Raw genomic sequence first — 12,081 nt, 5'->3', positions numbered from 1 at the left:
GTTTGTGCGAACGCTTTTAGGGCGGCACCGCGCCTGCTCCGACAGGCCAAGGTCAGGCGCATGCCCAATAGGTCCTGCCTTCGCCGATGCTCTGCCGGCACTCGCGAGCTTTTCGTAGGTGCCTTTTCCAATCGTCAGGACTCCGTCCCCGTTTACAAGATCGGTCATCGGTTCCTTCCACAGGGGGATGGGGTCTCCCTAGTTAAACACTGACCAGCCCATCCGATCGGCCAACATCTCGGCGGCCAAGGTACCGATCTTGGAGTTGCCATGAGCGTTGAGCCCTGATGACCAGACGCCGATGGATGCGCGGCGAGGTGCAATGGCCAGTATGCCGCCGCCGACACCACTTTTGGCCGGCAAGCCCACGCGATAGGCAAATTCTCCCGACCCGTCGTAGTGACCGCAGGTCATCATCAGTGCATTGATGCGCCTGACGTTGTCCCCAGCGATGAGTGCAGTTTCGCGAGCGCCGATCAGGAAGCGCCCGGCTTGAGCCACCTGCACGCAACTCATCTCGATGGCACACTGATGAAAATAGGTGCCTAGCACCCGGTCGGGTGTGTTGTGCAGATTGCCCTGTGCCTTGAGCATATGGGCCAAAGCTAAGTTGCGGTGACCAGTGGTGGCTTCCGACCGAGCTACGTCCCTGTTGATATGAATATCGTCGTCCCCCGCCGCCTCGCGCACGAACCGCAGCAGTTCAGCAAGCAATTCCCGGGGTTCATTGTGAGCAAGAATCGCGTCGGTGACGACGATCGCCCCAGCGTTGACGAAGGGATTGCGCGGGCGTCCGTTCTCCTGCTCGAGCTGGAGGATCGAGTTGAAGGCCAATCCAGACGGTTCGCGTCCAACGCGGCGCCAAAGACCCTCGCCGAGCCGCCCCAGAGCCATGGCCAAGGTGAATACCTTGGAGATGCTCTGAATTGAGAACGGGGTGTCGGCGTCACCGGCGGCCAGCACCTCGCCACCCGGCAAGGCGACCGCGATTCCGAACATCGCTAGGTTCGCCCGAGAGAGCTCCGGAATGTAGTCAGCAACCACACCACGATCGGTGGTCTGGGCTAATGCCGCGACAATCTCGTCAAGCACGCTCTGCAAGGCACCAGCGATCGTCATTTTTGTCATGTGGAGAAGAGGACGAACGGTCCGACGGTGGCGCCGAGCTGTCCTGCTTAAAGAAGTCGCCGGTGGGCCAACCGGGGAGGATCGACGCCCACCGGCGTCCTGGCTATGCCGCCGCTCAGCCAGGATATCGGTTCAGCAAGGAATAACGTTCGACGCACCCCCGTCTTGCCGGCAGGGCCGTTTGCACATGTCGAGCGCACTATGCCTGTGTGTCACAGCTGATTTCCGTTTGCGTAGGCGGGACCCGCACAGCGAGGACGTTGATCCAATCGGTTGTATTAACTGTACAATCGATTGGATTGTCAATTGAGATTTCTCGAAGGCGTCCGTCCTTCCCAGGCAGCGGACGTTTGGCTGGCTTCCTGTAAATGGACAGCCGAGCACGCGCTCGCCGCTAAGGTGCCTTGCGGTAGATCAGCTCGACATAGGCCAAATGGAACGCTCGTTGGACGCTGGCCTGTCGTGCTCGCGGGGCGCCGAGCTTTGGCGAGATTGGCGCGCCACTGGGTCCCCGTCTGGTCCCACGGGCGCCCGTCACACAGCTTCCCTTACCGATCAGCCGATCCGCGCGACGCTGTCTCTAATCGCGAGCCGATGCCGCAGCACGATTTTCTGCGACTCGAGGGTTCCCTTGTAGATTCGGTTGAAGATCACCTCCGCGCCTTTTCGGCCCATTTCGAAGCGCGGAACCGACACTGTTGAGAGCGGTGGATACAGCAGCCCGGCCAGTTTGAGGTCGTCGAACCCAAAGAACGAGATGTCATCGGGGATGCTGAGCTTTGCGTGACGGGCGGCGGCCATAGCGCCAATAGCTAGCTCATCAGAGCCGCAGAAAACCGCCGTGGGACGTTGGCTATCGCAAAGCACCGCCTTCATCATCTCGACGCCAGCATCCGCATTGAACAACTCGGTTTCGCGCACGTCCGTAAGCGCGGCAAGGCCATTGTCCCGCATGAAATCGACATAGGCAGCCGAACGATCACGGAAGGTCTCCGAGCGACTTGGTCCTGCGATGTGGACAATGCGGCGGTGCCCCATGCCATGGAGGTATTCCATCACCTCCTTGGTTGCCCCGTAATTGTCGATCGTCACCCACGGCACGCCTTGATGTGCGACCGGCCGCGCCAGGGCGACGACCTTGCGATCGAGGTCGACCATGTTGGCGATCGTTTCAGGAACGCTTCCGGTGATCGTGATGATGCCGTCTACGACACCGGTCAACAATTGCTTTCCGAGTTCAGCCTCGCGCTTGGCCTGGTACATCGTCGCGCCCAACAGAACGTTGATGCCGCGCTTGGCAAGTACCTCGACGATACCTTGGACGACCTCGGGATAGAACGACGCAGAGATGTCCGGAATGATGACCAGCACTTGGTTGGTGCGGCCATCGCGCAGTGTGACGGCCGTCTTGTTCACGACGTAGCCGGTGTCGCGGACAATCTCCGCTATCCGCGCGCGCGTCTCCTCAGTGACGCGCGGGCTTCCTGAGAGAGCTCGGCTAACGGTCGAAATGTCGACGCCCGCGATGCGAGCGATGTCGGCCATCCGCAGTTGACGCCCGCCGGCCACCTTTTCGGTCGTATCGTCCTTTGATTCAGTGGGCATTGTGGGTTCTCGTCCCGCTCACTGCGACAGGGAATACAGGTCTGGCTGGGTGACCTTCGCCATGAGCGAAGGCCAACTCTGCCCACTACGAGAGTGGCGGAGCTGCTGACCAACGGGTAGTACCGGGGAAGCATTGCGAGAAGGCATGTAACTCCACGCCGAGTCAGAAACGGCAACGTCGAAATCCAATCGTTTGTAGTAGCTGTACAATCGGTTGGATTGTCAATCGCCAATGCGGGACATCGCGCGGAGTGCCCACTGTCTAACGCCGTGAGAGATCGAGATCGCATCCTCATTTCGTCGGTACGCGTCGGGGCGGCTATCAGGATCGCACGGGATCAGCTGATTCGCGCGACGCTGTCCCTAAGGACCAGCCGATGCCGCAGCACGATCTTCTGCGACTCGAGAGTTCCCTTGTAGATACGGTTGAAGATCACCTCCGCGCCTTTGCGGCCCATCTCGAAGCGGGGAACCGAGACTGTCGAGAGTGGGGGATACATCAGCCCTGCGAGCTTAAGGTCGTCGAACCCGAAGAACGAGATGTCATCGGGGATGCTGAGATTGGCCTGACGTGCGGCTGCCATCGCGCCGAACGCCAACTCGTCGGAACCACAGAAGATCGCGGTCGGGCGTCGGCCATCGTCTAGAATAGCCTTCATGATCTTGACGCCGGCGTCGGCGTTGAACTGCTCGGTCGAGCGCACGTCTGTCAGTTCAGCCAGGCCCTTGTCGCGCATGAAATCAACATAGGCTGCGGAACGATCACGGAAGGTCTCCGAGCGACTTGGTCCTGCGATGTGGACGATGCGCCGGTGCCCCATGTCATGAAGGTGTTCCATTACCTGTCGGGTGGCCGCGTAGTTGTCGATCGTCACCCAGGGGATGCCGTCGTGGGGGACGGGACGGGCCAGGGCCACGACCTTGCCGGCGAAGTCCGGCAGATTGAGGATCGTCTCGGGAACGCTTCCCGTGATGGTGATGATACCGTCCACAACGCCAGTCATCAGGCGCCGACCGAGTTCGGCCTCGCGCTTCGCCTGGCGCATTGTGGCACCCAGCAGAACGTTGATTCCGTGCTTGGCGAGGGTCTCAATTATCCCCTGAACGACTTCGGGGTAAAAAGACGCCGAAAGATCAGGAATGATGACAAGTACTTGGTTGGCGCGGCCGTCACGCAGAGTACGAGCCGTTTTGTTCACGACATATCCGGTGTCGCGGACAATCTCGTCGATTCTGGCCCGCGTCTCCTCTGTGACGCGCGGGCTTCCAGAGAGGGCCCGGCTCACCGTCGAAATGTCGACGCCCGCGATGCGAGCGATGTCGGCCATCCTTAGTGGGCGCCCACGGGCCACCTTCTTGGTCGTGTCGTCGTTTGATGCAGTGGGCATGTTCGTTCAATCATTGGGCACGCATCTAGCGCGGGGCCCAACTACATGCATGTGAGGCGCTACTGCGCGCAAGGCCGCGCAGCAGGATTTTTGCCTTCGTCCTCGCTTACGCGACAATTGCCTCAGATCACAGAGTGACCGCCACGTAGAACTTCTTCAACGTCTCCAGGGTTCGCCAGGTCCCCACAAATCCGGGCTTCAGCCCGAAGGAATCGCCGGTCCGATAGATCGTAGTCTCGCCGCCTTCTTCGGAAATCTCGACTGCACCTTCGATAATGTAGCAGTACTCGTAGGTATGTGGCTTGAGGCACTGCGTTAGCCCCGGTGTTGCCTCCCAAATTCCGGAGCGCACCTTTCCGTCAAACGACTCATCCTGTATCCAGCTTCGGAAGGATGGATCGCCCGAGATGAGTTCGGGCGCGACCGGCTTGCGGCCGGTCGGAGCCGGAAGCGTGTTTACGTCTAGGCTGAACGTTGTAAGGTTCGACATTGCATTCTCCGTGAATTGGCACTCGGTTGGAATACGGGGCGAGGGCGCCCCGGCTCTCCGGCTCGGCCCTACACAAGGCGAAGTCCGGAATTGGTTTGACCGCGCGGCGTTGGTCCGTGGGTCTTGAGGGCAAAGGGAAATTCTAAGTTGCCCCCCGGGTTCACCTCACGTGTCGAGCGAGCAATGCCAGGTTCGCCTGGCTCGGCCCGTCGCTTGATGCCAGTAAGGCTTGGCTGACCGGGGAAGGGTCTCAACCCGAGACACACCAAGACCGTCTGTTTGCATAACCCAACCCTCGCCGCCGAACGGGGCAGCCGAAGTCCTGGGCGCGGAACGTCTAAGCGAACGATATTCCAAAGAGCTGTCTCCTGCGACTACGGCCGGCCCTCAGGGCTGTTCGGGCGAAAGAATGATTCTGGTCCCGTCGCTGAAGCGCGACAATTTGAATGCGGTCGGGTCAACGATCGGTGTCGTGCCGGTAACAAGGTCCGCCATCAGTCGGCCTGCCGCGGGCGCTATCCCAAACCCATGACCGGAAAAGCCCGTGGCTATGAAAAAGCCTGGGACCATTGCCGCCTCGTCGATTACAGGAATGGCATCAGGGGTGACATCGATGAGCCCGCCCCAGCGTTGCGCGATCGTCGCTCGTGTGAAGACCGGCCAACGCTTTGCGAGCGCCCTGAGAGCGCCGTCGGTCATCCGCTTTGAAGGTACTGGGTCGATGACACGGGTGTATTCGAAAGCGCTGGCCTCATCCAATGGCCGAAGCTGTGCGTCAAACATGTCCTTGAAGAATTGGCCGGAGATCCGGAAGTTCAAAGACTTCCAATCCGAACGAAGCGCCGGCAGATATTGGAACATGTATCTAAATGACCGCGGCACGATATCGACCACGTTCTCGTGACCGGAGGCAATCGTGTAGCCACCGTCCAGACGCTTCCTCAGGGCGAATTCCTCGCACCAGATCGGCTCTTCGGGTCCCCCCTCCAAAGGGTCGGTTCGCAGCACCGAGGCCGTAACATTGAGCTGTGGAATATCGATGCCGTACCGACGGGCGAAAAAGTTGCTCCAGACGCCACCGGCGAGCACAACGGAGTCGCACGCGATCGTCCCGCGTTCGGTTACGACGCCAGAGACCCGGCCAGCGGAGAGCTCCAAGCCGCGAACGGCGCATTCCAGGTGAATGGTCGCTCCACGATCGCGAGCAGCCAGGGCGATGGCCGGTCCGGCAAGCTGTGGTTCGGCGCGACCATCGTCGGGCGTTAACAAGGCACCATAAAGCGGGAGATCGAGCTCAGGGTATTTGTCACTTACTTCCTTCGCCGATAGAATATTGCTCGGCACCTGAAAGTCTTGGAGTTGATCACGATACCGTGCGTTTTGAGCCTGCACTCTATCGGAGGCCGCGGTGAAGACGATGCCCGTCTGGCGGTAACCAACTTCGTGGCCCGTGCGCTCGGCGAGGCCGCTCCATATTTTCCTCGCCTCGAGCATCAGCGGCATCTCGCGCACATCCCTGCGAGACAGGCGTACCCAACCCCAATTCCTGCTGGACTGCTCGCAGGAGATTCCACCCTTTTCGCATATGGCGACCGAATGCCCCCGCTCCGCGAGTTCCAGAGCGGTCGAGCTGCCGACTATGCCTCCACCAATAACGACTACATCCACCCGTTTGGGTAGAGTCTCGTCACCGGCAACGGGGGCGACATAAGGACCGGGCATAAAGCTTCTCCGTTGGACCCCAGGGCAATCCACCTCGCCAATCCAATCGGTTGTATTAACAGTACAATCGATTGGATTGTCAACCGGCATTCCTTCTCGCGCCTTCTAAAAGGGCTAAGCAGGGGCGGCTTCCCCGCTTGTCTTCGCCTCGTAATCCTCTGGATGCGCGCTTAGTCGGGGCTGGGGCCCCGGTCTCGAACTAACTCTATTAGCGATCGCAAGCCTGGGATTGCGGATCCGGCGCAGCGAGCCATGGCGCAGCCCGCTTGGTCGCGCGAAGCAATATCCTTTCCCGCTTGCCCTCGTGTCGCAACGCGTTGGGCGAGGAATTTCACTTGCGGAGTGCGGGTCGCACGTCCTCGGAGCCCGGCGCGCGCGGGGAGGGTGATGCACGGCGGGAATCACCCGATGCAAGTGCCCGTACTTCCCAACAAGTCCCCATGCGAACACTTTCGACGTTGTCGTGGCAAAGGGGGCGCTGGCTATGCGAAGATTTACTCAAGTGATTGGCAACATTAAAATGACCACCGCCATCCTGGCATTGGTCATGATCGCGATCATCGGATCGATCGCGTCGGTGTCGGGTGCGATCTATCTCAATATTCACAATGATGCTCTAGCCGCGAGCAAGGAGGTACAGACCGCCAATCTCGGGGTCGCGGCTACAATCCTCGAACGTCGGATATCTGGATCTACGCTGGCTTGGACCGCCGAGGGAACAATCGGTTCGTTTCAGGCCTGGAAGATTCCTCAATTCGACGGGAATGAGATCATTGAATCCGTTACCCGGGTGACCAAGCAAGATGCCAGCGTCTACGCCTTGGATACCTCCACCAAAAGCTTCGTGATCAAGAGCTCGAGCTTGGTGGCCGATTTGAGTAGCGTCCCTGACATGAGCATTGATGTTAATAGTCCCGCCTATGCAGCGCTTATAGATCACAACTCTTTCGTGGGGGAAGTCGTGATCAACGGCGAGATGTATTTGGCGGCCTTTCAACCCATCTCCGACAACATGACCAGGCAAGTCATTGGCGCTATTTTTGTCGGCACGCGGATGGAGAACGTCCAAGCCTCGGCGAACGGCATTCTGGGCACCATCTTTATGATTGGGGGGCCCGTGACAATCTTGTTCGGCGTGGTGGGCTTCGCGCTCTCTCGCCTCATGACCAAGCCGATCCCGCGCCTTGCAAAGTCGATGGAGAGGATCGCCCAAGGCGACTATACGACGGAGGTACCTTATGCGCATTTGGGCAACGAAGTCGGCACGATGGCACGCGCGGTGGAGATCTTTCGCGAGAACGGCTTGCGTGTAAGCCAGATGACAGATGCGGACACAGCGCGCGTAGTCGCCGACCAAAACAATCGTCAGAGGATGATGGCGGAGCTTCAGACGGCGTTCGGGGAAGTCGTAGACGCTGCAGTGGCCGGCGATTTTAGTCGACAAGTTCTGATGGAGTTCCCTGATCCCGAGCTGAACCGTCTCGCTGCGAGCGTCAATAGGCTGGTCGCCACCTTCGGCCGCGGTACGACGGAGATCGGGGAAGTGCTTGGCGCGATGGCCAATACAGACTTTACGCTGCGAATGACCGGAGACTATGAGGGGGCGTTTGCCCAGCTCAAAAGCGATGTTAACGCCGTGGCGAACCGACTAGCGGAGATCATCGGCAAACTTCGATACACGTCAGGTTCGCTCAAGACCGCGACGGGAGAACTTCTCTCGGGGGCGAACGATCTGTCCGAGCGGACTACAAGACAAGCGGCGACGATCGAGGAGACATCGGCGGCGATCGGCCAGCTCGCGAACACTGTTTTGGAAAACGCCGCGCGGGCCGACGAGGCCAATAGCAAGGCGATTTTGGTGTGCGAAACGGCCGAGGGTGGTGGTGTGGTGATGAGTCAGACGACCCAGGCTATGGAGAAAATTTCGAGATCGTCTGGCAAGATTTCGAACATTATCGGCATGATTGACGACATTGCCTTCCAAACGAACTTGCTTGCGCTCAACGCCTCCGTGGAAGCGGCGAGGGCCGGCGAGGACAGCAGTCATCTGTTCGTTGCTTAGGCGCAATGCTTGGAGAGCAGGGTCGTTAGTGGTCTCCGTCACAAAAGCAAGGTCGGCCTTGCGCTGTTGAACCAGCATCACGCTGGCCTCGCAGGTCGCTTCGATCATCTGGAAGGAAAGGCCCTCGTGGTCGTGCCTGAAGCGTCTTAGGACATCACCGAACAACAGGAACGGCGCGCTGAAAGCGACGACGAGTCTTCGTCCGTCGCCACGCTGAGTGGCGTCAATATCATGCACGGCACGTCTAAAGTGATCGAAGCCCAAGGCTGCTTCTTGGAGAAATCGCTCGCCGGCTGGCGTGGTTCGGACACCGGTGTGGTCTCGATTGAATAGGGGGATCCCAAGACGATGCTCGAGGCTTCCGACGCCCTTGCTTACGCTCGACTGCTGGGTGCCCAGTGCGGAGGCCGCCTTGCGAAAGCTGCCGTGCTCTGCAGCCGCGAGCGCATATCGGAACAGTCTAAGATCGAAGAGATGATCATACACTGGCGAGCTTTCGCCAACTCAACGCTGAGCGGGTGCGGCGCATCCGCGAGGCGTCGTGCCATTTGGAATCAACTGCCCAAGCGGAGCACCCAGTGAGCGTGGCTTGGGGGCCGACCGGCGGAGAATAGCAAGGATTTTGATGTGTCGCTTGGAGGTCGGTCGGCCGGAATGCGTTTAGTTGCTCGTTGATGGATCGCGTCAAGCTTAAAGGCCGGGAGCGGCCGGCCGGGGCCAGCGGCAATTCAGCGATGTCGATACGCTTCGACATCCTGCAGCCTTCCCCCGCCACTTTCGCTGTAACTCTACAGTTCTTTAGCATTCGGTTTTAGGACCTGGGCTAGAACCAGCAGACCGATGGAGATCGCGACTAAACAGGTTGATATGGCAGCGATGGTGGGATCGACCTGGTCGCGGAGCGCATTAAACATCTTGCGATTCAGCGTGCCGCCCGTGCCTGTTGAGATGAACATCGCGATGATCACCTCGTCGAACGACACGTAGAACGCGAAGAGGGCCGAGGTGAAGACCGAAAACTTGATTTGAGGCAAGGTCACCGTGAAGAAGGCACGGGCCCGCGTCGCCCCAAGACTACGCGCCACCATTTCCTGGTTCATGTCGTAGGATACCAGCCCAGCGGTGGTAACGACGACAACGAAGGGCAGAGCCAACATCGTGTGCGCCACGACCAAGCCTACGGGCGAGTTGACCAACCCCATGCGCGCGAAGACAAATAGTGAGCCAATGCCAATCAAGATGCTTGGTACGGCCATCGGCAAAACAAACAGCCCGTACAGTGGCGTCGCCAGGCGGGCACTTCCAACTTTGATGCCATAAGCCGCGGCCGTGCCAATGATCGTCGCGAACAGCGACGTAAGAGCCGCGGCCCTCAGCGAGACGAAAGTCGCGCGCATCCATTCGGCCGACCCGAAATAGTTCCCATACCATCTCAATGAGTACTCGCGAGGTGGGAACTCTAGGTACTGCGACGCGGAAAATGACATGGGAATTACGATCAGCGTCGGAAGCACCAAGAAGGTCAGCGCCGCTACGCCGAATACATAGAGCCAGAGCCGATTCAGGTTGCTGATTTGAGTTGGAGTTACCGATCGCCCTAACCAATGCATCATCAAACTCTCCCGGCGCCGCGCTTCGATAGGATGTAGGCCACGCCCAGCAGCGACAGGGTAATCGCCACGAGCGCTACGCCCAGGGCACTGGCTGCTCCCCAGCTCGAATATGTTCGAACATTTGCGTCGATTCGCATGGCGACCATGATCACCCGGCCGCCTCCAAGAACTGCGGGGGTAACATAAAATCCTAGGCAGATTACGAAGACGATGAGCGCACCCGAGAGAAGACCAGGCAGTGACAATGGAAAGAAGACGTCCCAGAAGGCTTTAGTAGGCCTAGCGCCGAGGTTGGATGCAGCCGACATCAGGTTTGGGTCGACGGCCTTCATCGACGCATAGAGCGGTAGTACCAGGAACGGCAGCACGACGTGGACCATGCCAATCAACGTGCCCGTAATATTATTCGCCAACGCTAGGGGTTCATCGATCACGCCCGTCTGGATGAGCGCGTTGTTGATGATGCCGCGGTTCTGCAGGAGGATCAGCCACGCGTAGGTGCGAACTAGAACGGGCGTCCAGAACGGCATGAGCACACCGAACATCGCTATGTTCGCCACCCGGTTCGGCAATTGCGACAAGAAATAGGCCAGTGGATAGCCGATAAGAACGACTATTGCGGTCGTTAGCGACGCCACCATGAACGTGACGCCGAAGATCTTTCCATAAACCGGATTCTCCCAGACTCTCTGATAGTTCTCCAGTCCGATCATGCCGTCCTCGGTCACAAAGGAGAGGAGGGTCATTACTCCTATTGGAAGGATGAGAGCGAGAGAGAGCAATATGATGCCGGGCATCGAAAGCCCGAAGAGTTGCACCATTTCATTGCCGCGCGCGCGTCGCAGCGCTCCACGATTAAGTCCGCCCGGAGCGACTCCGGAGCCATCTACGGAAACATCAATCATTGGTTCGTTCACCCGTTACGATGCGCGTTTCGTTCGGATGCAGACCGAGGACAACTTTGTCTCCAACTTTGGGGAGCGTAGATTTGGCGCTCGCTCGGAGACCCCGGCGCACCGGGACCAGCTCACCTGAAGCCAGTCGCACATAACCAAGGCAGCTATCGCCCTGGAAGAGCATCTTTTCGACCGTTCCCTCAAAGCAGTTATAGTTGCTTCGCTCTTGCTCTTGAACATACTCGAGCTTCTCCGGGCGAAGAACGAGGAGGTGTCGCGAAGCGTGCTGATCCGCGATGCTCTCGGTCATGAGTTTGCGTCCGCCGACCAGGAAGTCGGCTCCCGTGTGCTCGACGTCGAGAAAGGAGGACTCGCCCATGAACGCGGCGACGAACTCGGAATTGGGCGCCTCGTAGAGCGCCTCGGAGGTGTCGACCTGGGCGACCTTGCCATTGCGAAGCACGGCAATCCGATCGGACATGGTCAACGCCTCTCGCTGATCGTGGGTGACCAGCACCGTGGTCATTCCCAGTTGCTCATGCATCGCACGTAGCTCGAGTTGCATGAGTTCGCGCAGATTCTTATCGAGCGCGGAGAGCGGTTCGTCCATGAGGAGGATCTTCGGCTTGAACACGATCGCCCGCGCCAGCGCTATGCGTTGCCTTTGTCCACCCGACAGCTCGGATATGCGTCGCCCTCCATAGCCGCCCAGCTGCACGGTCTCCAACACCTCGGCGACCTTCACCCTGATTGCGTCCCTGCTTTCTCCCCGGATTTTCAGGGGATAGCCGATGTTTGCTTCTACGCTCATATGCGGGAACAGCGCGTAGTTCTGGAACATCATCCCAACGCCTCGAAGATGGGGCGCTTTCAGGACGACCTCCTCGTCTCCGAACTTGACCGAGCCGTGATCGGGCCGAATGAAGCCTGCCAGGACCATGAGAAGTGTTGTCTTCCCCGACCCCGATGGCCCCAGGAGAGTCATGAACTCGCCACTCTCAATTCGCAGGCCGACGTCCGACAAGGCGGATAAGGATCCGTAGTTTTTCGTGACGCCATTGATCGCAATCGGTAGCGAGGAGTGTCGGCTGTCTGTAGCGTTCATTGAGTTGGTCTCGGTGCTCGTAGGCTCTCGGTGCAGATTGCATCCTCGCCCTCACTCGCTCGCTAAACCCAG

The 12,081-nt window shown here is 59.1% G+C and carries 9 protein-coding genes; 1 reads left to right on the top strand and 8 read right to left on the bottom strand.

Annotation, left to right across the window (positions count from 1 at the left end; genetic code table 11):
* Nucleotides 1–198 precede the first annotated feature (198 nt).
* From FJ434_RS20730 to FJ434_RS20710, 5 genes are all read right to left on the bottom strand, one after another.
* Entirely contained in the window at nt 199–1,119 is a 921-nt protein-coding gene (locus tag FJ434_RS20730) for a glutaminase (RefSeq protein WP_246678342.1), read from the bottom strand.
* A 564-nt stretch (nt 1,120–1,683) separates the two neighbouring features.
* Nucleotides 1,684–2,733 carry a LacI family DNA-binding transcriptional regulator gene (locus FJ434_RS20725; RefSeq protein ID WP_140750860.1) on the bottom strand — a complete coding sequence of 350 codons (1,050 nt, stop codon included), beginning with the start codon at nt 2,731–2,733 and terminating at the stop codon, nt 1,684–1,686.
* A 338-nt stretch (nt 2,734–3,071) separates the two neighbouring features.
* Nucleotides 3,072–4,061 carry a LacI family DNA-binding transcriptional regulator gene (locus tag FJ434_RS20720; RefSeq protein ID WP_181166038.1) on the bottom strand — a complete coding sequence of 330 codons (990 nt, stop codon included), beginning with the start codon at nt 4,059–4,061 and terminating at the stop codon, nt 3,072–3,074.
* 187 nt (nt 4,062–4,248) lie between these two features.
* Nucleotides 4,249–4,611 (bottom strand): cupin domain-containing protein, encoded by a 363-nt coding sequence (locus tag FJ434_RS20715; protein WP_140750856.1) that lies wholly within the window; start codon nt 4,609–4,611, stop codon nt 4,249–4,251.
* Between the two features lie 387 nt (nt 4,612–4,998).
* Nucleotides 4,999–6,333, bottom strand: a complete 1,335-nt coding sequence (locus FJ434_RS20710) for an FAD-binding oxidoreductase (protein ID WP_140750854.1) — start codon at nt 6,331–6,333, stop codon at nt 4,999–5,001.
* Between the two features lie 520 nt (nt 6,334–6,853).
* On the opposite strand from FJ434_RS20710, the gene FJ434_RS20705 reads away from it, so the two are divergent.
* Nucleotides 6,854–8,395, top strand: a complete 1,542-nt coding sequence (locus FJ434_RS20705) for a methyl-accepting chemotaxis protein (protein ID WP_181166037.1) — start codon at nt 6,854–6,856, stop codon at nt 8,393–8,395.
* 788 nt (nt 8,396–9,183) lie between these two features.
* Here FJ434_RS20705 and FJ434_RS20695 read toward each other — a convergent pair.
* Genes FJ434_RS20695 through potA form a run of 3 tightly spaced genes read right to left on the bottom strand, consistent with a single transcriptional unit; the run spans nt 9,184 to nt 12,009 of the window.
* Nucleotides 9,184–10,008 carry an ABC transporter permease gene (locus FJ434_RS20695; RefSeq protein WP_140750848.1) on the bottom strand — a complete coding sequence of 275 codons (825 nt, stop codon included), beginning with the start codon at nt 10,006–10,008 and terminating at the stop codon, nt 9,184–9,186.
* Nucleotides 10,008–10,913 (bottom strand): ABC transporter permease, encoded by a 906-nt coding sequence (locus FJ434_RS20690; RefSeq protein WP_181166036.1) that lies wholly within the window; start codon nt 10,911–10,913, stop codon nt 10,008–10,010. The genes FJ434_RS20695 and FJ434_RS20690 overlap by 1 nt, the downstream gene beginning before the upstream one ends.
* A complete protein-coding gene (potA, locus tag FJ434_RS20685; RefSeq protein ID WP_140750846.1) occupies nt 10,906–12,009 on the bottom strand; it encodes a polyamine ABC transporter ATP-binding protein in 1,104 nt (367 codons plus the stop codon). The genes FJ434_RS20690 and potA overlap by 8 nt, the downstream gene beginning before the upstream one ends.
* Nucleotides 12,010–12,081 lie beyond the last annotated feature (72 nt).

The organism is Mesorhizobium sp. B2-5-13 (assembly GCF_006440535.1).
Classification (GTDB): Bacteria; Pseudomonadota; Alphaproteobacteria; order Rhizobiales; family Rhizobiaceae; genus Mesorhizobium; species Mesorhizobium salmacidum.
The sequence above is the reverse complement of the archived record's forward strand: the minus strand, read 5'-3'. Positions and strand labels throughout refer to the sequence as shown.